Raw genomic sequence first — 22782 nt, forward strand, 5'->3', positions numbered from 1 at the left:
GGGCGATGACCCTCCACGAGACGCCCTCGGACCCGCGCACCAGGCGCACCCTGGCGCTCCTGGAACGTGCCATGAGCTCCCTGCTGGAGACGCAGTCGATCACCGACATCAACGTCTCGGAGCTGTGCCGGGTGGCGGGCATCCACCGCACCACCTTCTACAAGCACTTCTCCTCGGTCGCCGAGTTCGCGGCGTACATGTACTCCACGCTCATCGACGACCTCGCCCGGGTCGACGAGGAGCAGCTGCCCCCGTCCGCGGAGGAGGTGCCGGAGCACTACCGCCGCGCCCTGCAGGGGATGCTCGACCACATCGCGCAGAACCGCCGCGCCTACCGCCGGCTGTTCGCCAGCGGTGGGGACCACCAGTTCCAGCGGATCGTCGCCGACGTCATGACCACGCGTGCCCACGAGGCGCACGAGCGCCTCGTCGCCCGCGGGCGGGAGATCCCCATCGACGCGGAGACCGGTGCCCGGATCGTCGGCGCGGCCTGCGCGGGCGCCATGGGGGTGTGGGCGGAGCAGGACGCCGTCGACTCCGAGCAGCGGTCCCGGGAGATCATGTCGGCGCTGCCGCCGTGGTGGCGGGGCCGCTGACCCGGCGCACGAGCACCACGGAGTCCTCCAGCACCGCCGGCGCACCGTCCGGTCCGTCGACCTCGCGGGTGCGTGACTCGGCCAGCACGACCTCCCACCCGTCGGGCAGCGCCAGCTCCGCCAGCTCCTCGCTCGGGGTGAGCAGGCGGCTCGGCCCGTCGTGGTGGTGGGCCCATGGCGGGGGAGCGGCGTGCGAGACGAGCAGCACGTGCCCGCCGGTGACGACGCGCGCCGCGGCCCGGCGCAGGATCTCGCCGCGGGTGAGCGCGACCGGGGACTGGAGGAACGACGCGGTGACGAGGTCGTAGGAGGCGTCCGGCTCCCACGTCGTGAGGTCGGCGACGACGAAGCGGACCGCGACGCCCGCCGCCGCGGCAGCGGCACGTCCCCGGTCGACCGCCGTGGGGGAGATGTCCACCGCGGTGACGTCCCAGCCCCGCCCGGCGAGCCACACGGCGTCGCCGCCCTCGCCGCAGCCGAGGTCGAGGACCCGGCCCGGTGGCAGCCCACCGGCGACGTCGACGACGGCGGTGTTCGGGCGACCGGACCACACGCGGTCCACCGCCCCGTAGTGCGTCTCCCAGAAGTCGGCCGGTCGCTGCTCAGCCACGCCCGACCACCGCCTCGAGCGCGGCGTCGGTGTCGGCGCCGGCGAGCGCGAGGTTGACCGCCGCCCCCGCCAGGGTGCCGGCCGCCGCGGAGCCGGCGACGTTCGCACCGGGGTCGACGACGTTGCCGGCCGCCCACACACGGTCGTCGCTGGTCCGGCCGGTGCCGTCGACGGCGAGGAGGCTGACGCCGGCCCGCTCGGCCCGGCGCAGGCCCAGCCCGGCCAGGAAGGTGTCGCGCGGGACGGGGGTCGGGGCGACGAAGACGGCGTCCACGGGCACGACGTCCCCGGACGCGGTCCGCAGACCGGTGGTCACGTGGCCCTGCCCGAGCACCTCGACGACCGGGTCGGCCACCGGCGTGATGCCCCGGGCCCGCCACCGCCGCTCGACCTCGGGGTCGAGCGTCCCGAGGCCGCCGGTGCACACGACGACGTCCGCGCTGAGCTGCCGGACGAGCTCGACCTGGTGCAGCTGGAGCGGGGAGGTGAGGAGCACGGCGAGGCGCCGGTCGCGCACCTCCCAGCCGTGGCAGTACGGGCAGTGCAGCACGCTGCGGCCCCACCGCGGCGCGAGGCCCGGCACGTCGGGCAGCCGGTCGGTGATCCCGGAGGCGACGACGAGCGCCCGTGCGGCGAGCGGGTCGCCCGCCTCCGGGACGACGGTGAGCGTGGTGCCGGCGCGGTGCACGGTGGTGACGGTGCCCGTGCGGAAGGCGGCGCCGTATCCGGCCGCCTCGGCCCGCGCCGCGGCGAGCAGCTCACCCGGCGGCCGGCCGTCGTGGCCGACGACGCCGTGCACGGCCGGGGAGAAGCGGTTGCGCGGCTGCCCGTCGTCCACGACGAGCACGCGGCGCCGGGAGCGGGCGAGGGTGAGTGCGGCGGCCAGGCCGGCGGCGCTGCCGCCGACGACGACGGCGTCCCAGGGGGTGTCCATGTCCATGCCGAGCAGCGTGCGCGCCGCCGTGGCAGGATGGCAAGGGTTCTTGCGGAAACAGCAAACACGGACCGCACGGAGGTGACGTGGAGACCGACCTGGGGCAGGTGGGCAGGCGGCTGCGGGCCGCCCGCCAGGCACGCGGTTGGACGCTCACCGAGCTGGCCCACGCGGCCGGGATGTCCCCGAGCACGCTCTCGCGGCTGGAGTCCGGCAAACGGCAGGCCGGCCTGGAGCTCATCGTCCCCCTCACCCGCCGCCTGGGGATCCGGATCGACGACCTCGTGGCGCCCCGCCGCCCCGACCCGCGCGTGCGGCGCGGCGTCATCCACCGCGACGGGCTCGTCATCGTGCCGCTCGCGCCGGAGGACTCGCCGGTGCAGACCTACCGGATCACCTACCCGCCGCGGCGGGAGCTGCCCCCGTTGCGGGTGCACGAGGGATTCGAGTGGTTCTACGTCCTCACCGGACGGGTGCGGCTGCGCCTGGGCGAGGACGACGTCGTCGTCGAGCGCGGCGAGGCCGCCGAGTTCGACACGGCGGTGCCGCACGCGATGAGCGCCGTCGGCACCCGACCGGCGGAGACGATCAGCATCTTCGACGCCTCGGGCGCCCGCATCCACACCTACGGCGCGGGAGGGTGAGTGCCCCCGACTGGATTCGAACCAGCGACCTTCTGCTCCGGAGGCAGACGCTCTATCCACTGAGCTACAGGGGCCTTGACGCCCGGTGACTCTATCAGGGTCCGGGCCGTGGACCGACATCGGCAGACCGTGGCGCCCGCCACGTTCTGCCCCGGTGGAGCGACAGGCGGGACCGGACGCCCTAGTGTTGACGCCGCAGTGTGCCGGGGCCGGTGGCCCCGTCGCAGGAGGTGAGGAGACGACATGAGCCAGCAGCCGCCGACGGGGCCGACCGGCGCGTCGGGTCCGTCCGACGACGACGCCCCCCGCACCCCCGGACAGGACGCGGGCGCGGAGCCGACCGAGCGCCTGGAGGAGTCGCCCTACGACGTCCCCGAGCCGCAGCCCGAGCCGGAGGGGACCTCCGCCTACCCGGGCTACGGCCAGGCCCCCGACCCCACCCGCACCATCTACTCCGACGCCGGCCCCACCGACCCGACGGGGGAGGACGAGCGGCCCGCCCCCGGTCGCGAGCGCCCCCGCTGGCTGCTGCCCGTCGTCGCCGTCGTCGTCGTGCTCGTCGTCGCCGGCGGGGTGGCCCTGGCGCTGCTGCTCGGCGGCGAGGAGGAGGACCCGTCCGCCGACCCCAGCCCGCAGCCCACGGCGGAGACCAGCGCCCCGGAGGCGAGCACGCCCGCGGAGGAGGAGACCACCGCCGAGGCCGAGCCCACGGACGAGCCCACCACCGCCGAGCCGACGCCGGAGCCCACCGCGTCCACCGAGCTGCTCGAGGACCTCGACGAGACCGTCGCCGTCGGGGACCTCACCTTCACGCTGTCGGAGGACGGCTTCACCGCGGACGAGGAGATCGAGGGCGCGCTCGAGGCGTGGCGCGGCACCTACGTCAGCGGCGACTACGAGATCGAGATGCTCGCCACGCTGTGGCCGGCCAACGAGGCAGCCGACGCCTTCGCCGCCGAGCTCGTCGACCAGGTCGACGGCACGGACCCGCGCACCGGCGACACCTACACGAACGGGATGGGGACCTACTGGGCGTTCGCGCTCGACGAGGACCGCGGGATGTACATCTGGACCACCGACAACGGGCACGTGCTCCAGATCACCGGCAGCACCGACCACATCGACGCCTTCTTCACCAGCCTGCCGATCTGACGCCGCACGGCGCCGGGGACCGGTCAGGGGCGCCGGTCCGGGACCCGGCGCGGGTACGCTGGCCCGCGTGACTCCGACCGAACTCGCCGCCCTCATCCGCTCCACCCTCGAGGCCGCCGCCGCGGACGGCAGCCTCCAGCTGCCCGCCGACGCGATCGGCGAGGTCAAGGTCGAGCGACCCCGGCAGCGGGAGCACGGCGACTGGGCCACCAACGTCGCCATGCAGCTGGCCAAGAAGGCCGGCACGACGCCCCGGGCGCTGGCCGAACTGCTCGCCGAGCGGCTGCGCACCCAGCCCGGCATCGCCGCCGCGGACGTCGCCGGCCCCGGGTTCCTCAACGTCCGCCTCGAGGCGGGCGCCGCCGGGGAGCTGGCCCGCACCATCGTCTCCGCGGGGCCCGCCTACGGCCGCAGCCAGACCCGTCGCGGCACCCGGGTCAACCTCGAGTTCGTCTCGGCCAACCCGACCGGCCCGATCCACATCGGCGGGGTGCGGTGGGCGGCCGTCGGGGACTCCCTGGCCCGGGTGCTCGAGGCCACCGGCGCCGACGTCACCCGCGAGTACTACTTCAACGACCACGGCGCCCAAATCGACCGGTTCGCCCGCTCCCTGCTTGCCCGTGCCCGCTTCCAGGACGCGCCGGAGGACGGCTACGGCGGCCAGTACATCGACGACATCGCTGCCGCGGTCATCGCCGACGCACTGGCCGACGGCGAGCCCGACCCGCGCACGCTGCCGGACGAGGAGGCGCAGGAGGTCTTCCGCGCCCGGGGCGTGGCCCGCATGTTCGAGGAGATCAAGGCCTCGCTGCACAACTTCGGGGTCCACTTCGACGTCTACTTCCACGAGGAGTCGCTGCACTCCTCGGGGGCGGTGGAGCGGGCCGTGGCACGGCTGCGCGAGGCCGGTCACATCTACGAGGAGGGCGGCGCGGTCTGGCTGCGCACGACCACCTTCGGCGACGACAAGGACCGCGTGGTCATCAAGTCCGACGGCGAGGCGGCCTACATCGCCGGCGACATCGCCTACTACCTCGACAAGCGCGAGCGCGGCTTCGACCAGGTCATCATCATGCTCGGCGCCGACCACCACGGGTACATCGGCCGGCTCATGGCGGTGTGCGCCGCCTTCGGGGACACGCCGGGGGAGAACCTGCAGATCCTCATCGGCCAGCTGGTCAACCTGCTGAAGAACGGCGAGCCGCTGCGGATGTCCAAGCGCGCCGGCAACGTCCTGACGATCGACGACCTTGTCGACGCCGTCGGGGTGGACGCGGCCCGCTACGCCCTGGCCCGCTCCTCGACGGACACGATGCTCGACATCGACCTGGACCTGCTCGTCCAGCACTCCAACGACAACCCGGTCTACTACGTCCAGTACGCCCACGCCCGGACCCGCAACGTGGCGCGCAACGCCGCCGCGCACGGGGTGCGCCGCGAGGACGCCTTCCGCCCGGAGCTGCTCGACCACCCGGCCGACGGCGCGCTGCTCGGGGCGCTCGCCCGCTTCCCGGAGATCGTCGAGCAGGCCGCCGAGCTGCGCGAGCCCCACCGGGTGGCCCGGTACCTCGAGCAGCTCGCCGCGACCTACCACAAGTGGTACGACCAGTGCCGGGTCACCCCGCGCGGGGAGCAGCCGGTCGACGACGCACACCGCACCCGGCTGTGGCTCAACGACGCCACCACCCAGGTGCTGGCCACCGGCCTGGACCTGCTCGGCGTCAGCGCCCCGGAGCGGATGTGAGCACCCCGACGACGGCCCCCGAGCCCGCCCCGGGGGACCGGCGCAGCCCGTGGTCGCGTACCGTGCGCCGGACCGCCGACGGCAGTCTCGCCGTCGGGGGCCGGGACGTGCGTGACATCGCCGCCGAGCACGGCACCCCGGTCTACGTCCTGGACGAGTCCGACCTGCGGGCCCGCGCCCGTACCTTCGTCACCGCGTTCCGTGACGCGTTCGCCGACCTCGCCGGCGCCGACGTCTACTACGCGAGCAAGGCCTTCGCCTCGGTCGCCGTGCTGCGGTGGGTGCACGAGGAGGGTATGCACGTCGACGTCTCCACCGGCGGGGAGCTCGCCGTCGCGCTGCGGGCCGGCGTGCCGGGGCAGGCGCTGGCGCTGCACGGCAACAACAAGTCCGACGCCGAGCTCGAGCGCGCGCTGCGGGCCGGGGTGGGCCGGATCGTCCTCGACTCCCTCGGCGAGGTCGACCGCGTCGCCGACCTGGCCGGCCGGCTCGGGCTGCGCGCCCCGGTCATGGTGCGGGTGACCACCGGGGTGCACGCCGGCGGCCACGACTACATCTCCACCGCCCACGAGGACCAGAAGTTCGGGCTCTCCCTCGCCGGCGGGGCGGCCCGCGCCGCGGTGGACGCGGTCCTCGCCCGGCCCGAGCTCACCCTCCTGGGCCTCCACTCCCACATCGGCTCCCAGATCCTCGACCTGTCCGGCTTCGAGGTCGCCGCGGCGGCACTGCTGCGCCTGCGCGCCGAGGTGGCCGACCAGACCGGCACGCTCATGCCCGAGCTCGACCTCGGCGGCGGCTACGGGATCTCCTACACCGGTGCCGACGCCCCGCCCGCGCCCGACCGCGTCGCCACCACCCTGGCCGACGTCGTGCGGCGGGCGAGCGCCGAGCTCGGCACGCCCCCGCCGCGGGTCTCCGTGGAGCCCGGCCGCGCCGTCGCCGGTCCCGCCGGGCTCACCCTCTACCGGGTCGGCACGGTCAAGCCGGTCGTCCTCGACGGCGGCGGCGAGCGACGGTACGTCTCGGTCGACGGCGGGATGAGCGACAACATCCGCACCGCGCTGTACGACGCGGAGTACACCGCGGCGCTCGCCAACCGCCGGAGCACCGCACCCGCCGTGCTGTCGCGGGTGGTGGGCAAGCACTGCGAGAGCGGTGACATCGTCGTGCGGGACGTCCTGCTGCCCGCGGACGTCGCGCCCGGTGACCTCCTCGCGGTGCCCGCCACCGGCGCCTACGGACGCTCCATGGCCTCGAACTACAACCTCGTGCCCCGGCCCGGGGTGCTCGCCGTGCGGGACGGGCAGTCCCGGTTCGTCGTCCGCCCGGAGAGCGAGGAGGACCTCCTCGCCCTCGACCTGGGCTGAGGCGGTGCGCGCGCCGGGGGAGTCCGAGACGGGCCGCGGCGCGCCCGGTGCCCCACCCCCGGAGGTGCTCACCGCCTTCGGGGTGACCGCGGAGCCGGTCCCGCTGCGGGGCGGGCAGCGCACCGTGTGGCGAGCGGGTGGCACCGTGCTCAAGCCGCTCGACGTGTCCGACGAGGAGCTGGCCTGGCAGGCCGCGGTCCTCACCGCCGTCGACGGCGCCCGCGACGTCCGGGTGGCACCACCCGTGCGGGCGGCGGACGGCCGGCTCGCCGTCGGCGGCTGGACCGCCTGGCGCCACGAGCCCGGCGCCCCGTCGACGCCCCCGCCCAGGTGGTCCACGGCGACCTCACCGACAACGTCCACCTCCACCCGGCACGGCCGCCGCTGGTCCTCGACCTCACCGCGTACTGGCGGCCGGTCGGCTGGGCCACGGCGGTCGTCGCGGCCGACGCCGTCGTCTTCCGCGGCGCCCCGCCCGGTCTCCTCGCCCGGGCGGCGGCCGCGGAGGGCCCCGCCTTCCCCCAGCTCCTCGTGCGCGCGCTCCTCTTCCGGGCGGTGGCCGACCACCTGCTCGCCCCCGGCCGGGCCTGGGCCCGGTGGTTCGCACCGGCGGTGCGACGGGCGGTGGACCTCGCCGGCGGCTGACCCGGGCGCCCGCCAGAATCCACGAAGTGAAAGTCGTCTTCCAAAATGCTTGTCACCGGCGCCCGGCGCCGGTAGGGTCCGGGGGCATCGGCGTCGTCGTTCGGCATGGATAACCGGCGACCCGACGAGTGGACCGAAACCATGCCTCCGGTCGGCGACCGGGGTGGGTGAGCGACAGCGCAGCGCTGTGTGCCGGGCTCGACGAGGAAGTGAGCATCGGTGACGATCTACCGGGCCACCGTCCTGGACACCCCAGGAGAGCTGGGGGACACCGACGGCCTGCGGGCCGAGGAGGACTGTGCCCTCGTGGTCCACGACGGGGTCATCGTCGCCCGTACCGACCCGGCCCGCGCCCGGGCGGCGTGGCCGGACGACGACGTCGTCGACCTGCGCGACGGGCTGCTGCTCCCCGGCTTCGTCGACACCCACGTCCACTTCCCGCAGGTGCGGGCCATCGGCGGGCTGGGCATGCCCCTGCTCGACTGGCTGCGCGAGTGCGCACTGCCCGAGGAGATCCGCCTCGCCGACCCCGGCTACGCGCGCGCCGTCGCCCGCGACTTCCTCAGCGGGCTCACCCGCTCCGGGACGACGACGGCGCTCGTCTTCGGGTCGCACTTCCCGGCCGCCGTCGACGTGCTGTTCGCCGAGGCGGAGGCGGTGGGCCTGCGGGTCACCTCCGGGCTCGTGCTCAGTGACCGGGTGCTGCCCGCCGAGCTGCTCCAGACCCCCGCCGACGCGCTCGCCGCCGGCCGCGAGCTGGCCGCCCGCTGGCACGGCCGCGGCCGCCTCCGCTACGCGGTCACCCCCCGCTTCTCGCTCTCCACGACCGACGAGATGCTCGAGGTCTGCGCCGCGCTGCTCGCCGACGGCGGGGACGGACGGTGGTTCACCACCCACCTCAACGAGAACCCCGACGAGATCGCCCAGGTCGCCGCCTTCTTCCCCGACGCGGCGGACTACCTCGACAGCTACGACCGGCACGGGCTGGTGACCGAACGGTCCGTCTTCGCCCACGACGTCCACCCCACCGACCGCGAGCTCGCCGTCCTCGCCGGTGCCGGCGCCGCCGTCGCCCACTGCCCGACGTCGAACTCCTCCCTCGGCAGCGGCCTGTTCCCGCTGCGCCGTCACCTCGACGCCGGGGTGCGGGTCGCGCTCGGCTCCGACGTCGGCGCGGGCACCGGGTTCTGCCTGCTCAAGGAGGGCCTGCAGGCCTACTTCATGCAGCGCCTGCTCGGCCCCGCCGGTGTGGCCCTGGGCCCCGCCGACCTGCTCCACCTCGCCACCCGCTCCGGCGCCCAGGCGCTGGGGCTCGCCGACGACGTCGGCGACCTCTCACCCGGGAAGCAGCTCGACGCCGTCTGGGTCCGTCCGCAGGCGGGAGGGACGCTCGAGGTCGCGCTGCGGCACGCGAGCAGCCCGACCGACGCGCTGGCCAAGCTCTTCTCCCTGGGTACCCCCGCGGACGTCGTCGCCGTCTGGGTCGGCGGCGACCCCGTCGCCGAGGCCCGACCGGAGCCGGTCGCCGCCGAGACACAGGAGACATCATGAGCACCACCAAGGAGACCGGGCGCGACGCCCCGCCCGCACCGCGCGGCACCGCCGGCGGCCTGCTCGACCGCTACTTCGGGATCACCGCCGCCGGGTCCACCCTCCCCCGGGAGGTCCGCGCCGGTGTCGTCACCTTCCTGACGATGAGCTACATCCTCTTCGTCAACCCCCAGGTCCTCGGCGCGGCCATCGACGTGCCCGACGCGCCCGTCCAGCTGCTCATGACGACGGCGATCGCCGCCTGCGTCGGCTGCCTACTCATGGGGCTGGTCGCGCGTTACCCCTTCGCCCAGGCCCCGGGGATGGGCCTCAACGCCTTCTTCTCCTTCACCGTCGTCCTCGGTATGGGCGTGCCGTGGCGCACCGCGCTGGGGGCGGTGTTCATCTCCGGCCTGCTCTTCGTCGTCCTCAGCGTCGTCGGGGCCCGCCGCGCCATCGTCATGGCGATCCCGCACAGCCTCAAGCTCGCCATCATGGCCGGGATCGGCTGCTTCCTCGCCTTCCTCGGGCTACGCAGCGCGGGGATCGTCGTCACGAACGAGGCGACGCTCGTCGCGCTCGGCGACCTCGGGGCCCCGACCGCGTGGGTGGCCGTCGTCGGGCTGCTCGTCACCGCGGTCCTGCTCCAGCTCAAGGTCAGGGGGGCGCTGCTGTGGGGCATCCTCGCCGGCTCGCTGCTGGCGATCCTCACCCGCGCCGAGGTCTACGCCGGTGGCCCGGACGGGGCGCTGCAGGCCTTCCCCGGGTTCACCGACGGCGTCGTCGCCGCCCCGGTCTGGCCCGCGGAGCTCGTCGGGCAGCTCGACATCGGCGGCGCGCTCGGGCTGGGGCTGTTCACCGTCGTCTTCACCTTCTTCTTCGTCGACTTCTTCGACGCGACCGGGACGCTGACCGGTCTCACCCAGAAGATGGGCTACCTCGACGAGCGCGGGGACATGCCCCGGGCCAAGACGACCTTCGCGATGGACGGGGTCGCCTCGATGGTCGGTGCGTTCATGGGCACGTCGACCACCGGCACCTACGTCGAGAGCGCCTCGGGCATCCAGGACGGCGGGCGCACCGGGGTGACGTCCTCGGTGACCGGCCTGCTCTTCCTCGTGGCGATGTTCCTCTGGCCGCTGGCAGGCGCCATCCCCGGGGCCGCGACGGCGCCGGTGCTCGTCCTCGTCGGCGCCATGATGATGGACGGCATCCGTCACATCGCCTGGGAGGAGGTCGCCGAGGGGGTGCCGTCCTTCCTCGCGATCATCGCCATGCCGCTGACCTTCTCCATCGCCAACGGGGTGAGCCTCGGGGTCATCTCCTACTGCGTCATCCGGGCGCTCACCGGTGGGGTCCGCAAGGTCCACCCGATCCTCTACCTCGTCGCCGCGCTGCTGGCGGTGCGCTACATCTTCTTCGACATCTAGCCGGCGGTACCCGCGGCCACCTGCCGCTGGACCCGCGCCAGCAGGGCGGCGAAGCCGCGCAGCCGCAGCGGGCTGACCACACCCTCCAGCCCGAAGGAGGCGGTGGCGTCGGCCGGCAGGGCGAGGACCTCACCCGCGGGGGCGCCGTCGAGGGTGGCGTGGAGCACCCCGGCGAACCCGCGGGTGACGGGCGCGTGCGGTGGTGCGGCGAAGTGCAGCCGCACCACCGCCGCGCTCCCCTCGCCCTCGACGAGTGCCAGCACGGACAGCGGCGACTGGCACTCGGTCACCCGCTCGAGCGGGTGGGAGCGCAGGTGCGCGGGCAGCTCGGGCAGCTCGTCACCCAGCTCGGCGAGCAGCTGGAGGCGGTCGGCGGGTGGCAGCGCGTGGAACTCGGCGACGAGCTCGGTGAACCGGGAAGGCAGCGCGGCGGAGGGCATCTCAGCCGACCGAGAGCAGCTCGGCGGAGATGTCCGCGGCCACCTCGTGCAGCAGCGGCAGGGCGGCCTCGCCGAACTCGAAGGTCACGCGCGCGGCCGGACCGGAGACGGACAGTGCGGTGGGGGTGGGGGCGTCGGGCACGGGCACGGCGAAGCAGCGCACCCCGACCTCCTGCTCGCCGTCGTCGACGGCATAGCCCTGCTCGCGCACGCGGGCCATCTCCTCCAGCAGCGCGTCGAGCGTGGTGATCGACCGGTCGGTGGCCGGCGGCATCCCCACCCGGCCGACGATCTCCCGGACCGTCTCGTCGGGCAGCTGCGCCAGGACGACCTTGCCCACGCCGGTGCAGTGGCAGTAGACGCGCCGGCCCACCTCGGTGAACATCCGCATCGAGTGGGTGGAGGAGGCCTGGGCGACGTAGACGGCCATGTCGCGGTCGATCATCGCCATGTTGGCGCTCTCCCCCAGCTCCCGGGCGAGCCGCTCCAGGTGGGGGCGGGTACCGGCGCCGAGCTGGCGTCCCGCGCTCTCCCCGAGGCGGATGAGCCGGGGGCCCAGGGCATAGCGCCGTGAGGGCAGCTGCCGTGCGTAGCCCCGCACGACGAGGGTGCGCATGAGCCGGTGGATGGTCGGCAGCGGGAGCTCGGAGGCCTCGGCCAGCTCGCTCAGCGCGGCCGAGCCGCCCAGGTCGGTCAGCCCTTCGAGCAGGTCGATCACCCGGTCCACGGACTGGACGGTGGAACCGTTCGCCATGACGACGCCTCCTTGTCGGTACCCGAGGACGCGGCCGGAGCCACGTCTTCCGCACTGTGAAAAGCCTATCCCGGGAAGCGGCGGCGCGGTTCCCGGCGCGGCGTCAGTGCGCCGCGGCGCCGCCGAGCCGCAGCGGCACGTGCCGGTTGACGTCCTTGTACAGCAGGTAGCGGAACGGCTCGGGCCCGCCGGCGTAGCAGGCCTGGGGGCAGAAGGCGCGCAGCCACATGAAGTCGCCGGCCTGCACCTCCACCCAGTCCTCGTTGAGCCGGTATACGGCCTGGCCCTGCAGGACGTACAGGCCGTGCTCCATGACGTGGGTCTCGGCGAAGGGGATGATCCCGCCCGGCTGGAAGGTGACGATGTTGACGTGCATGTCGTGGCGCACGTCGTCGGGGTCGACGAACCGGGTGGTCGCCCACCGGCCGGCGGTTCCCGGCATCGGGGTGGGCACGACGTCCTGCTCGTTGGTGACGAAGGACTCGGGCGCCTCGATGCCGGTCACGGGCTGGTAGGCCTTGCGGACCCACATGAACCGCACCGGCTCGGCGCCCCGGTTCCAGGCGGTCCAGTGCTCGCCCGGGGCCAGGAACGCGTACCCGCCCGGCGACATGCGGTGCTCGCCCGCGGCAGGGCGTCCGGCCGCGCCGGGGCGGCCGACGGTCAGGGTGAGCTCGCCCTCGAGGACGAAGAGCACCGCCTCGGCGTCCGGGTCGTCCTCCGGGGCGTCGGAGCCGCCACCGGGGGTGACCTCCATGAGGTACTGGGAGAAGGTCTCGGCGAAGCCGGTGAGCGGCCGGGCCAGCACCCACAGCCGGGTGCCCTGCCAGTGGGGGAGGTTGGAGGTGACGATGTCGCGCTGCGTGCCGCGCGGGATGACCGCGTACGCCTCGCGGAACATGGCCCGGTCGGTGAGCAGGTCGGTCTGCGGCGGGTGCCCGCCGTGGGTGGCCCAGTAGGTGCGCTCGGTCATGCCAGGGGTCCTTTCGGGCGTGCGTGCGGCGGTGGACGGCGAGGTTCACACTACCGCATAGTGAAATCCGATTTCCGAATTGGTTGTGTCCGGCTCGCGGGAGGACTATGGTCCTGGTCACACCGTCGCACGCGCGGTGAGGTGCAGACTCGTTGGGGAGTGAGACATGGCTCGCAGGACCATGACGGTCAACGGCCGGACCATGACGGTGGACGTGTCCCCGCACGTCCGGCTGTTGGACTACCTGCGACAGCAGGGCCTGACCGGCGCCAAGGAGGGGTGCGCGGAGGGGGAGTGCGGTGCCTGCGCCGTGCTCGTCGCCCGTCCCGACGGCGAGGAGCGCACCCGGTGGACCGCGGTCAACGCGTGCCTGCCACCCGCGCTCGCCTACGAGGGCCAGGAGATCGTCACCGCGGAGGGCCTGGGCCGGGCGCCGGGCGCGGGCCGGGAGGGCGACCTCCACCCGGTCCAGCGCGAGATGGCCGCCCGCGGCGGCTCCCAGTGCGGGTACTGCACCCCCGGGTTCGTCTGCTCGATGGCGGCGGAGTACTACCGCCCGGAGCGTGCCGGGGCCGCGGACGGCGAGGCGCACAGCCACGAGGTGGGCCCCAACGGCTTCGACCTCCACGCCCTGTCCGGCAACCTGTGCCGCTGCACGGGGTACCGGCCCATCCGCGACGCCGCCTTCGCCGTCGGCCTGCCCGAGGAGGAGGACCGGCTCGCGGCGCGCCGCACGCTGCCGGCCCCGCCGCCGCTGCCCACGCGGGTCGTCACCGAGGACACCGAGTTCGTCCGGCCGGCCTCCCTCGCCGAGCTGCTCGACCGGTACGCGCAGCACCCGGAGGCCGCCCTCGTCGCCGGGGCCACCGACCTCGGCGTCGAGGTCAACATCCGGCATGCCCGCCCGCCGCTCGTGCTCGCCGTCGACCGGCTCCCCGAGCTGCGCACCCTGGACGTCGGACCGGACGCGGTGGAGATCGGAGCGGCCCTCACCCTGAGCGAGGTGGAGCGCGGCCTGGCCGGGCGGGTGCCCCTGCTCGAGGAGCTCTTCCCGCAGTTCGCCTCGCGCCTCATCCGCAACAGCGCGACCTTCGGCGGCAACCTGGGCACCGCCTCGCCCATCGGCGACTCCGCCCCGGTCCTGCTCGCCCTGGAGGCCACCCTCGTCCTCGCCTCCGCCGAGGGTGAGCGCGAGGTCCCGCTGGCCGACTACTTCACCGGTTACCGGCAGACCGTCCGGCGCCCCGGGGAGATCATCCGGGCCGTGCGCGTCCCGCTGCCACCGGCCCAGCACAGCGCCTTCTACAAGATCGCCAAGCGGCGCTTCGACGACATCTCCTCCGTCGCCGTGGCCATCGCCATGGACCTGGACGGCGACACCGTGGCGCGGGTGCGCATCGGGCTCGGCGGCGTGGCCGCCACCCCCGTCCGGGCCACCGCCACCGAGGAGCTGCTCACCGGCGCCGGCTGGGACGCGCAGACCGCCGCCCGGGCCGCCGCCACGCTGGCCGGCGAGGGCACCCCGCTGGACGACCACCGGGCCTCGGCCCGCTACCGCACCGCGATGCTCGAGCAGTCGCTGCTGCGCTTCCACGCACAGACCCAGCCCTCGGAGGCCCTGGAGGTGGCCCGATGAGCTCCCTGGCCGAGCGCCCCGTCAACCCCGTGGTCGGGCTGGCCGTCTCCCACGAGAGCGCGGACCTGCACGTCACCGGCGAGGCGCTGTACACCGACGACCTCGTCGTGCGCACCCACGGGGTGCTCCACGCCTGGCCGCTGCAGGCCCCGCACGCCCACGCCCGCGTCACCGCGCTGCGCACCGAGCCGGCCTACGCCGTCGAGGGCGTGGTCAAGGTGCTCACCGCCGCCGACGTCCCGGGTGTCAACGACGCCGGCATCCACCACGACGAGCCGCTCTTCCCCGGCGAGGTCCAGTACTACGGCCACGCCGTGTGCTGGGTGCTGGGGGAGACCCTGGAGGCCGCGCGGCTCGGCGCCGAGGCGGTCGAGGTGGAGTACGAGCCGCTGCCCGCCCTCCTCAGCCTCTCCGAGGCCATCGAGGCCGGGTCCTTCCAGGGCGCGCAGCCCACCGTCTCCCGCGGCGACGCCGCCGGGGCCCTGCAGCGGGCCCCGCGCCGGTTCACCGGCGAGTTCGAGTTCGGCGGGCAGGAGCACTTCTACCTGGAGACCCACGCCTCGCTCGCCTACGTCGACGAGTCCGGGCAGGTCTTCGTCCACTCCTCCACCCAGCACCCCTCCGAGACGCAGGAGATCGTCGCCCACGTCCTGGGCCTGACCTCCTCCGAGGTGACCGTCCAGCAGCTGCGCATGGGCGGTGGGTTCGGCGGCAAGGAGATGCAGCCCCACGGCCTGGCCGCCGTCGCCGCGCTCGGCGCGGTGCTCACCGGCCGCCCGGTGCGCCTGCGGCTCAACCGCACGCAGGACATGACGATGACCGGCAAGCGGCACCCCTTCCACGCCCGCTGGGAGGTCGGGTTCGACGAGGAGGGGCGCCTGCTGGCCCTCCAGGCGACGATCACGGCCGACGGCGGCTGGTCCCTCGACCTCTCCCAGGCGGTCCTGGGCCGGGCGCTGTGCCACATCGACAACGCCTACTTCATCCCGGACATCGAGGTGCTGGGCCGCATCGCGCGGACGAACAAGACCTCCCAGACCGCCTTCCGCGGCTTCGGCGGACCCCAGGGCATGCTCGTCATCGAGGACATCCTCGGCCGGTGCGCCCCCGCGCTGGGGGTCGACCCCGACGAGCTGCGCCGGCGCAACCTCTACCAGCCCGGCCAGACCACCCCCTACGGCCAGCCGGTGCGGCACGCCGAGCGGCTGCACGAGATCTGGGACCAGCTCAGCGAGCGCGCCGACGTCGCCCGCCGGCGCGCCGAGGTGGCCGAGTTCAACCGGACCCACCGCCACGTCAAGCGCGGCCTGGCGATGACCCCGGTGAAGTTCGGGATCTCCTTCAACCTCACCGCCTTCAACCAGGCCGGCGCGCTCGTCCACGTGTACAAGGACGGCTCGGTGCTCATCAACCACGGCGGCACCGAGATGGGCCAGGGCCTGCACACCAAGATGCGCCAGGTCGCCGCCACCGCCCTCGGGGTGCCGCTGGAGACGGTGCGGCTGGCGCCCACCCGCACCGACAAGGTGCCCAACACCTCCGCGACCGCGGCCTCCTCCGGCGCCGACCTCAACGGCGCCGCGGTGAAGAACGCCTGCGACCAGATCCGCGACCGGCTCGCCGAGGTCGCCGCGCGCAAGCTCGGCATCCACCCCCACGACGTGCGCTTCGTCGACGGCCGGGTCACCGGCCTGGGGTTCACCGACCCCGAGCTCACCTTCGCCGAGGTGGTCCGCACCGCCTACCTCGAGCGGGTCCCGCTCTTCGCCGCCGGGTACTACCGCACCGAGGGCCTGCACTGGGACTCCACCCGGATGCAGGGCGAGCCGTTCAAGTACTTCGCCTACGGCGCCGCCGTCACCGAGGTCGAGGTGGACGGGTTCACCGGGGCCTACCGGTTCCTACGCACCGACATCGTCCACGACGTCGGCGACTCCCTCTCCCCGCTCGTCGACATCGGGCAGATCGAGGGCGGCTTCGTCCAGGGCGCCGGCTGGCTCACCCTCGAGGAGCTGCGCTGGGACGTCTCGCAGGGCCCGGGCCGGGGGCGCCTGGCCACCCAGGCCGCGAGCACCTACAAGCTGCCCTCCTTCTCCGAGATGCCCGAGGTGCTCAACGTCCACCTCTACGAGCGGGCCACCGAGTCCGGCGTCGTCTACGGCTCCAAGGCCGTGGGCGAGCCACCGCTCATGCTCGCCTTCTCCGTCCGGGAGGCGCTGCGCCGGGCCGCCCAGGCGTTCGGGCCGCCGGACCACGTCCTGGAGCTGGCCAGCCCGGCCACGCCCGAGGCGGTCTTCTGGGCGGTCGAGGACGCCCGCGCGGCCGCGGCCGCGCGCACCGCACCGCAGGAGGGGGCCCCGGCCTCGGAGGAGGAGCAGGAGCCGCAGACCGACAACGTCGGCCTGGTCGCCGCGGGCGACGCCGTGGCGGCCGGACGCCCGGGCCGCACGGCCCACGGGGGCAGCGGCCTCGCGGGGGACGGCGACGGCGCCCGCGACACCGGGCACCGCACCGTCGGTGCGGGGTCGGCCGGCAGCAGCGCCACGGTCGCCCGGAGCACGGACGGCTGATGGACTGGCTCGACGCACTCGCCCGCGCGCGAGCCGAGGGCACCTCCGCCGTGCTCGCCACCGTCTCCGCGGTGCGCGGGCACGCCCCCCGGGAGGCCGGGGCGAAGATGGTCGTCACCTCCGCGGGCACCCACGACACCATCGGGGGCGGAAACCTCGAGGCGACGGTCGTCGACCGCGCCCGCGAGCTGCTCGCCGCCGGGACCCGCGCCCCGGAGACCCTCGTGCTCCCGCTCAACGACCGCGTCACCACCCGCCACGGGCGCCAGTGCTGCGGCGGGGAGGTCACCGTGCTGCTCGAGCCGCTGCCCGCCCGCCCGACCGTCGCGGTCTTCGGGGCCGGGCACGTGGGCCTGGAGCTCGCACGCATCCTCGCCCGGCACCCGCTGACCGTCCACCTCGTCGACTCGCGGGCCGGGCAGCTCGACGGCGCCCGCGAGCTCACCGGCCAGGTCGCCGGCGTCCACCTGCACCACGCACCGGCCCCGGAGACCGTGCTGGAGACCCTGCCCTCCGGCGCCCACGTCTACGTCATGACCCACGACCACGCCGAGGACATGGTCCTGTGCGACGCCGCCCTGCGCCGGGGGGACCTGGAGGTGGGCCTCATCGGCTCCCGCGCCAAGTGGGCCCGCTTCCGCAAGCGCCTCGTCGAGGACGGGCACCCTGCGGCTGCGGTCGACGCCATCACCTGTCCCATCGGCCTGCCCGGCCTGACCGGCAAGTCCCCGGCCGTCATCGCCGTCTCCGTCGCCGCCGACCTCCTGGCCCGGCTCGCGGCCGACGCCGACCCCGACGGCCCGCACCACGTCCCCGAGCTCCACGACGTCATCGGCTGACCGCCGAGACATGTCCGCCTGCCCGCGCAGGCCACCGGCCCAGGCCGGTGGACCCGTGCGGACACCGTCCTCGACGAGGAGAGACCCATGCGCAAGAGAGCAGTGACCACGGCCGCCCGGCCGGAGGACGAGCGGCTGCCGCTCGGCCGGTCGTTCATGTACGGCCTGCAGCACGTGCTGACGATGTACGGCGGCATCATCGCCGTGCCGCTCATCGTCGGGCAGGCCGCCGGCCTGAGCGACAGCGACGTCGCCGTGCTCATCGCCTCCGCCCTGTTCGTCGGCGGCGCCGCGACCGTCCTGCAGAGCTGGGGCGTCCCCTTCTTCGGCTCCCAGCTGCCGCTCGTCCAGGGCGTCTCCTTCGCCGGGGTGGCGACCATGCTCGCCATCCTCGCCGGCGGCGGCGGGCTGCCCGCCGTCATGGGCGCCGTCCTCGTCGCCGGCGCGTTCGGCCTCGTGGCCGCACCCTTCTTCGCCCAGATCATCCGCTTCTTCCCACCGGTGGTCACCGGTGTCGTCATCACGACGATCGGGCTCACCCTCATGCCGGTCGCCGCCGGGTGGGCGATGGGCGGCCAGGGCTCGGAGGACTTCGGCTCGACGGCGAACATCGGCCTGGCCTTCCTCACCTTCGTCATCGTCCTCGTGCTGTCCAAGGTCGGCGTCGCGACGATCTCCCGGCTCTCGATCCTCCTGTCGATCATCATCGGCACGCTCGTCGCCGCCGTCCTGGGGATGGCCGACTTCTCCGGCGTGGGCGAGGGCCCCACGATCGCCGTCCCGGCGATCTTCGCCTTCGGCCCCCCGACCTTCGAGGTCGCCGCGATCATCTCGATGATCATCGTCGTCCTGGTGACGATGACCGAGACGACGGCCGACATCCTTGCCGTCGGGGAGATCGTCCGCACCAAGACCGACTCCAAGCGCATCGCCGACGGCCTGCGCGCCGACATGCTCTCCTCCACGGTCGCGCCGGTGTTCAACTCCTTCACCCAGACCGCCTTCGCCCAGAACGTCGGCCTCGTGGCCATCACCGGAATCAAGTCCCGCTTCGTCGTCTCCGCCGGCGGCGTCATCATGTTCACCCTCGGGCTGCTGCCCGTCCTGGGCCGGGTCGTCGCGGCCATCCCCACCCCGGTGCTCGGCGGCGCCGGCGTCGTCCTCTTCGGCACCGTCGCCGCGGCCGGGATCCGCACCCTGGCCAAGGTCGACTACGAGGGCAACATGAACCTCGTCATCGTCGCCTCGTCGCTCGCCTTCGGGATGGTCCCGATCGTGGCGCCGACGTTCTACGACGCGTTCCCCGACTGGTTCACCACGATCTTCCACTCCGGCATCTCCTCCGCCGCCGTCATGGCCGTCGTGCTCAACCTGCTGTTCAACCACCTGCGCGCCGGCACCCCGGCGCAGCCGTCGGTGCTCGCCGCCCGCGGCGCGCGGTACGTCAGCCCCGTCGTGCTCGAGGCGCTGGAGGAGGGCGACTACGTGCGCGACGGCAAGCTCGTCGACGCCAGCGGTGCCGAGGTGCCGATCCTCACCGGCGACGGCGCCCGCCCGGAGGAGCGCCGCCACGGCCCGGCCGGCGAGCAGCGGGACGAGCGCGGGGGCGGCCGATGAGCGGCCGCACGTGGATCCGCCGCCCGCTCGCCGTGCTCACCCCCGACGGCGAGGACGCCAGTGGCGGGATCGTCGTCGAGGGGGACCGGGTGGTGGAGCTGCTGCCCGCCGGTACTGAGCCGGCCGCGCCGTGCGACGAGGTCGTCGACGCGAGCGAGCACGTCGTCGTCCCCGGGCTGATCAACACCCACCACCACTTCTACCAGACGCTCACCCGCGCCTGGGGGCCGGTCGCCAGCGTCGAGCTCTTCCCCTGGCTCACCAGCCTCTACCCGGTGTGGGCCCGGCTCACCCCGCGCGACCTCGAGCTCGCCACCACCGTCGCGCTGGCCGAGCTGCTCCTGTCCGGGTGCACGACGGCCGCCGACCACCACTACCTCTTCCCGGGCGGCCTCGACGAGGCGATCGACGTCCAGGTCGCGGTGGCCCGCCGCCTGGGCGTGCGGGCGCACCTGACCCGGGGCTCGATGAGCCTGGGACAGGACGACGGCGGCCTGCCTCCCCAGTCGGTGGTCCAGGACGCCGAGACCATCCTCGAGGACTCCCGGCGGCTCGTGGCGACGTACCACGAACGGGGCGAGGGGGCGCAGATCCAGGTGGCGCTCGCGCCCTGCTCCCCGTTCTCGGTGACCCGGGAGATCATGCGCGACTCCGCCCTCCTGGCGGAGGAGCTGGACGTGCGGCTGCACACCCACCTCGCCGAGACCCTCGACGAGGAGGACTTCTGCCTCGAGATGTTCGGTATGCGCACCGTGGACTACCTCGAGTCGGTCGGCTGGCTGGGCGACCGCGCCTGGCTCGCCCACGGCATCCACTTCGACGACGGCGAGATCGCCCGCCTCGGGGCCGCCGGCACCGCCGTGGCGCACTGCCCGACGTCGAACATGCGCCTCGCCTCGGGCACCTGCCGGGTGCTGGAGCTCGAGGCGGCGGGCGCCCCGGTCGGCATCGGCGTCGACGGCTCGGCGTCCAACGACTCCTCGAACATGATCGAGGAGGTGCGCCAGGCGCTCTACGTCCAGCGGCTGCGCTACGGCGCGGCGGCGGTGAGCCCGGAGCAGGCGCTGCGCTGGGCCTCCCACGGGTCCGCCCGTGCCCTCGGCCGGGACGACCTCGGGCAGGTCGCCGTCGGCAAGCAGGCCGACCTCGCGCTGTTCCGGCTGGACGAGCTGCGCTTCTCCGGCAGCCACGATCCCCTCGCCGCGCTCGTGCTGTGCGGGGCGCACACCGCCGACCGGGTCATGGTGGCGGGGCAGTGGCGCGTGGTCGACGGGACGATCCCCGGGCTCGACCTCCCGGCGCTCGTGGCCGAGCACTCGGCCGCCGCCCGCCGGATGGTCGGCTCCGGCTAGCCGCCGGTCCGGCGTGCCCCCCTTGACACACGGACCTGGCACGCCCTAATGTCATGTGACGGAACTCCACTTTCAACAGGCGGAAGCCTTGGAGGGTGAATCTCGATGACGAGGATGACGCTCGAGCAGTTCAACAGCGCTGAGGAGGACGCGGCCGAGCGGCTGCTCCTGGCCTGTGCCGCGGTGCCGCGCTGGGCGCGCGCCGTCGCGGCCGGCCGGCCCTACGCCTCCCGGGACGCACTGCTCGACGCCGCCCGCACGGCCGCCTCCCCGTGGACCGAGGAGGAGGTCGACGCCGCCCTGGCCCGCCACCCGCGGATCGGGGAGCGCGCCGAGGGGCAGGACGCCGACGCCGCCCACTCCCGCCGCGAGCAGTCCGGGGTGGACACCTCCGACGCCGACGTCGCCGAGCGGCTCCGCGCCGGGAACCGCGCCTACGAGGAGCGGTTCGGCCACGTCTTCCTCATCCGCGCCGCGGGCCGCAGCGCCGCGGAGATCCTGTCCGCCCTCGACGAGCGGCTGGGCAACGACCCCGCCACCGAGCGCCGGGTCGTGGCCGAGCAGCTGCGCGAGATCGCCGTCCTCCGACTCGAGAAGGAGCTTGCATGACCTCCCACGTCACCACCCACGTCCTGGACGCCACGACGGGTGTCCCCGCCGCCGGCGTCGGGGTCACGCTCTCCCGGGTGGAGGGCGAGACCGCCACCGTCCTCGCCTCCGGGGTCACCGACGACGACGGACGCAACCGGCAGCTCGGCCCCGAGCGTCTGGAGCCGGGCGTCTACCGGATGAGCTTCGCCACGGGGGAGTACTTCGCCGCCCGGGGCGTCGCGACCTTCTACCCCTCGGTGAACATCGACTTTCTCGTCGAGGAGGGGCGCGCCCACTACCACGTGCCCTGCCTCCTCAGCCCGTTCGCCTACTCCACCTACCGGGGCAGCTGACCGCCCCGTCCCGCGGCCGGCGCCACCGCCGGCCGCACCCGCCCACATCACACACCGAAGGAGCCAGCCATGACCGCCACCAGCGAGCGGACCGGGACGATCGTCCTCGGGGAGAACCAGTACGGCAAGGCCGAGGTCCGTCTCATGAAGGTGGACCGCGACCAGCCGCGCCACCGCATCACCGAGCTGTCCGTCACCTCCCAGCTGCGGGGGGACTTCACCGAGGCCCACACCGTGGGCGACCAGGGCAGGGTCGTGCCCACCGACACCCAGAAGAACACCGTCTTCGCCTTCGCCAAGGACGGCATCTCCTCCCCCGAGGAGTTCGCCATCCGGCTCTCCGAGCACTTCACCAGCAGCTTCGACTGGGTCGCCGGCGGGCGCTGGGAGATCAAGGAGTACACCTGGGAGCACATCCCCTCGTCGCTGACGAACAACGTCACCGACGGCGAGCACGACCACGCCTTCGTCAAGGGCGGGACCGAGACCCGCACCGCCCTTGTCCAGCGCTACGGCGACGAGGTCTTCGTCCTCGCCGGCCTGGAGGACCTGCGCGTGCTCAAGTCCACCGGCTCGGAGTTCCACGGCTTCCCCAAGGACCGCTTCACCACCCTGCAGGAGACCACCGACCGGATCCTGGCGACGTCCGTCACCGCCCGGTGGCGCTACACGACGACCGACATCGACTTCAACGTCGTCTACGACGACGTCCGCCGGGTGCTGCTGGAGTCCTTCGCCGACCTCCACTCCCTGGCCCTGCAGCAGACGCTGTTCCACATGGGCAAGGCGGCCCTGGAGGCCCACCCCGAGATCGCCGAGATCCGCTTCTCGATGCCCAACCTGCACCACTTCCTCGTCGACTTCACGCCCTTCGGCATGGAGAACCCGAACGAGGTCTTCTACATCGCCGACCGTCCCTACGGAAAGATCGAGGCCGAGGTCCGCCGGGAGGGCGTGGCCGCCGAGCCGCGCGCCTGGAACACGGTGCCCGGCTTCTGCTGAGCC

General features: G+C 74.0%; 21 protein-coding genes and 1 tRNA gene. 16 read left to right on the forward strand and 6 right to left on the reverse strand.

Annotated elements, in window-relative coordinates:
• The first annotated feature begins 5 nt into the window (after positions 1-5).
• The gene (locus Q0195_RS01620) at positions 6-596 is read left to right on the forward strand and encodes a TetR/AcrR family transcriptional regulator (RefSeq protein WP_299273668.1); all 591 of its coding nucleotides are present in this window, start codon (positions 6-8) and stop codon (positions 594-596) included.
• On the opposite strand, the gene Q0195_RS01625 is transcribed toward Q0195_RS01620, so the two are convergent.
• Together Q0195_RS01625 and Q0195_RS01630 are read right to left on the reverse strand one after the other, a co-directional pair.
• Positions 559-1206, reverse strand: coding sequence for a class I SAM-dependent methyltransferase (locus Q0195_RS01625; protein WP_299273670.1), 648 nt, complete (start codon positions 1204-1206; stop codon positions 559-561). The genes Q0195_RS01620 and Q0195_RS01625 overlap by 38 nt on opposite strands.
• Positions 1199-2146, reverse strand: a complete 948-nt coding sequence (locus tag Q0195_RS01630) for an NAD(P)/FAD-dependent oxidoreductase (RefSeq protein WP_299273673.1) — start codon at positions 2144-2146, stop codon at positions 1199-1201. Before Q0195_RS01630 ends, Q0195_RS01625 begins: the two co-directional genes overlap by 8 nt.
• 80 nt (positions 2147-2226) lie before the next feature.
• Here Q0195_RS01630 and Q0195_RS01635 point away from each other — a divergent pair, with 80 nt between their 5' ends.
• Positions 2227-2784 carry an XRE family transcriptional regulator gene (locus tag Q0195_RS01635; protein WP_299273676.1) on the forward strand — a complete coding sequence of 186 codons (558 nt, stop codon included), beginning with the start codon at positions 2227-2229 and terminating at the stop codon, positions 2782-2784.
• A 1-nt stretch (position 2785) separates the two neighbouring features.
• Here Q0195_RS01635 and Q0195_RS01640 read toward each other — a convergent pair.
• Positions 2786-2858: transfer RNA gene (locus tag Q0195_RS01640), tRNA-Arg, on the reverse strand.
• Between the two features lie 169 nt (positions 2859-3027).
• Here Q0195_RS01640 and Q0195_RS01645 point away from each other — a divergent pair.
• From Q0195_RS01645 to Q0195_RS01670, 6 genes are all read left to right on the forward strand, one after another.
• Entirely contained in the window at positions 3028-3936 is a 909-nt protein-coding gene (locus tag Q0195_RS01645) for a hypothetical protein (RefSeq protein WP_299273678.1), read from the forward strand.
• A 67-nt stretch (positions 3937-4003) separates the two neighbouring features.
• Complete coding sequence (gene argS, locus Q0195_RS01650) at positions 4004-5680, forward strand: arginine--tRNA ligase (RefSeq protein WP_299273681.1); 1677 nt, start codon at positions 4004-4006, stop codon at positions 5678-5680.
• Positions 5677-7047, forward strand: coding sequence for a diaminopimelate decarboxylase (gene lysA, locus Q0195_RS01655; RefSeq protein WP_299273683.1), 1371 nt, complete (start codon positions 5677-5679; stop codon positions 7045-7047). Before argS ends, lysA begins: the two co-directional genes overlap by 4 nt.
• A gap of 330 nt (positions 7048-7377) precedes the next feature.
• On the forward strand, positions 7378-7692 hold the full coding sequence (locus tag Q0195_RS01660) for a hypothetical protein (protein ID WP_299273686.1): 315 nt from the start codon (positions 7378-7380) through the stop codon (positions 7690-7692).
• A gap of 219 nt (positions 7693-7911) precedes the next feature.
• Entirely contained in the window at positions 7912-9243 is a 1332-nt protein-coding gene (guaD, locus tag Q0195_RS01665; RefSeq protein WP_299273689.1) for a guanine deaminase, read from the forward strand.
• Complete coding sequence (locus Q0195_RS01670) at positions 9240-10652, forward strand: NCS2 family permease (protein ID WP_299273690.1); 1413 nt, start codon at positions 9240-9242, stop codon at positions 10650-10652. The genes guaD and Q0195_RS01670 overlap by 4 nt, the downstream gene beginning before the upstream one ends.
• Here Q0195_RS01670 and Q0195_RS01675 read toward each other — a convergent pair.
• The 3 genes from Q0195_RS01675 to Q0195_RS01685 form a co-directional block, all read right to left on the reverse strand.
• Positions 10649-11092, reverse strand: coding sequence for a SufE family protein (locus tag Q0195_RS01675; RefSeq protein WP_299273693.1), 444 nt, complete (start codon positions 11090-11092; stop codon positions 10649-10651). The two genes, Q0195_RS01670 and Q0195_RS01675, sit on opposite strands and share 4 nt — an antisense overlap.
• Before the next feature lies 1 nt (position 11093).
• Entirely contained in the window at positions 11094-11846 is a 753-nt protein-coding gene (locus tag Q0195_RS01680) for an IclR family transcriptional regulator (RefSeq protein WP_299273695.1), read from the reverse strand.
• 103 nt (positions 11847-11949) lie between these two features.
• A complete protein-coding gene (locus tag Q0195_RS01685; RefSeq protein WP_299273697.1) occupies positions 11950-12819 on the reverse strand; it encodes a bifunctional allantoicase/(S)-ureidoglycine aminohydrolase in 870 nt (289 codons plus the stop codon).
• A gap of 166 nt (positions 12820-12985) precedes the next feature.
• Between Q0195_RS01685 and Q0195_RS01690 the strand changes: the two genes are divergently transcribed.
• The 8 genes from Q0195_RS01690 (at position 12986) to pucL (ending at position 22779) form a co-directional block, all read left to right on the forward strand.
• The gene (locus tag Q0195_RS01690; protein WP_299273700.1) at positions 12986-14455 is read left to right on the forward strand and encodes an FAD binding domain-containing protein; all 1470 of its coding nucleotides are present in this window, start codon (positions 12986-12988) and stop codon (positions 14453-14455) included.
• Entirely contained in the window at positions 14452-17025 is a 2574-nt protein-coding gene (gene xdhB, locus Q0195_RS01695) for a xanthine dehydrogenase molybdopterin binding subunit (RefSeq protein ID WP_299273703.1), read from the forward strand. The genes Q0195_RS01690 and xdhB overlap by 4 nt, the downstream gene beginning before the upstream one ends.
• Positions 17025-17864, forward strand: a complete 840-nt coding sequence (gene xdhC, locus Q0195_RS01700) for a xanthine dehydrogenase accessory protein XdhC (protein WP_299273705.1) — start codon at positions 17025-17027, stop codon at positions 17862-17864. Before xdhB ends, xdhC begins: the two co-directional genes overlap by 1 nt.
• A gap of 87 nt (positions 17865-17951) precedes the next feature.
• Positions 17952-19481, forward strand: a complete 1530-nt coding sequence (locus Q0195_RS01705; RefSeq protein ID WP_299273708.1) for a nucleobase:cation symporter-2 family protein — start codon at positions 17952-17954, stop codon at positions 19479-19481.
• Positions 19478-20833 (forward strand): 8-oxoguanine deaminase, encoded by a 1356-nt coding sequence (locus tag Q0195_RS01710; RefSeq protein ID WP_299273711.1) that lies wholly within the window; start codon positions 19478-19480, stop codon positions 20831-20833. The genes Q0195_RS01705 and Q0195_RS01710 overlap by 4 nt, the downstream gene beginning before the upstream one ends.
• 105 nt (positions 20834-20938) lie before the next feature.
• Complete coding sequence (gene uraD / locus Q0195_RS01715) at positions 20939-21442, forward strand: 2-oxo-4-hydroxy-4-carboxy-5-ureidoimidazoline decarboxylase (RefSeq protein ID WP_366518067.1); 504 nt, start codon at positions 20939-20941, stop codon at positions 21440-21442.
• A complete protein-coding gene (gene uraH / locus Q0195_RS01720) occupies positions 21439-21777 on the forward strand; it encodes a hydroxyisourate hydrolase (RefSeq protein ID WP_299273714.1) in 339 nt (112 codons plus the stop codon). Before uraD ends, uraH begins: the two co-directional genes overlap by 4 nt.
• Before the next feature lie 69 nt (positions 21778-21846).
• Positions 21847-22779 (forward strand): factor-independent urate hydroxylase, encoded by a 933-nt coding sequence (gene pucL, locus Q0195_RS01725; RefSeq protein ID WP_299273716.1) that lies wholly within the window; start codon positions 21847-21849, stop codon positions 22777-22779.
• Positions 22780-22782 lie beyond the last annotated feature (3 nt).

The organism is uncultured Georgenia sp., from assembly GCF_937958535.1.
GTDB lineage: Bacteria > Actinomycetota > Actinomycetes > Actinomycetales > Actinomycetaceae > Oceanitalea.

Bases quoted from the DNA above. Each gene is read 5' to 3' on its own strand.
- uraD (WP_366518067.1), top strand. From the start codon at position 20,939: ATGACGAGGATGACGCTCGAGCAGTTCAACAGCGCTGAGGAGGACGCG.
- Q0195_RS01680 (WP_299273695.1), bottom strand. From the start codon at position 11,846: ATGGCGAACGGTTCCACCGTCCAGTCCGTGGACCGGGTGATCGACCTG.
- Q0195_RS01690 (WP_299273700.1), top strand. From the start codon at position 12,986: ATGGCTCGCAGGACCATGACGGTCAACGGCCGGACCATGACGGTGGAC.
- Q0195_RS01710 (WP_299273711.1), top strand. From the start codon at position 19,478: ATGAGCGGCCGCACGTGGATCCGCCGCCCGCTCGCCGTGCTCACCCCC.
- Q0195_RS01675 (WP_299273693.1), bottom strand. From the start codon at position 11,092: ATGCCCTCCGCCGCGCTGCCTTCCCGGTTCACCGAGCTCGTCGCCGAG.
- Q0195_RS01705 (WP_299273708.1), top strand. From the start codon at position 17,952: ATGCGCAAGAGAGCAGTGACCACGGCCGCCCGGCCGGAGGACGAGCGG.
- Q0195_RS01645 (WP_299273678.1), top strand. From the start codon at position 3,028: ATGAGCCAGCAGCCGCCGACGGGGCCGACCGGCGCGTCGGGTCCGTCC.
- xdhC (WP_299273705.1), top strand. From the start codon at position 17,025: ATGGACTGGCTCGACGCACTCGCCCGCGCGCGAGCCGAGGGCACCTCC.
- Q0195_RS01685 (WP_299273697.1), bottom strand. From the start codon at position 12,819: ATGACCGAGCGCACCTACTGGGCCACCCACGGCGGGCACCCGCCGCAG.
- Q0195_RS01630 (WP_299273673.1), bottom strand. From the start codon at position 2,146: ATGGACATGGACACCCCCTGGGACGCCGTCGTCGTCGGCGGCAGCGCC.
- Q0195_RS01670 (WP_299273690.1), top strand. From the start codon at position 9,240: ATGAGCACCACCAAGGAGACCGGGCGCGACGCCCCGCCCGCACCGCGC.
- uraH (WP_299273714.1), top strand. From the start codon at position 21,439: ATGACCTCCCACGTCACCACCCACGTCCTGGACGCCACGACGGGTGTC.
- xdhB (WP_299273703.1), top strand. From the start codon at position 14,452: ATGAGCTCCCTGGCCGAGCGCCCCGTCAACCCCGTGGTCGGGCTGGCC.
- Q0195_RS01620 (WP_299273668.1), top strand. From the start codon at position 6: ATGACCCTCCACGAGACGCCCTCGGACCCGCGCACCAGGCGCACCCTG.
- pucL (WP_299273716.1), top strand. From the start codon at position 21,847: ATGACCGCCACCAGCGAGCGGACCGGGACGATCGTCCTCGGGGAGAAC.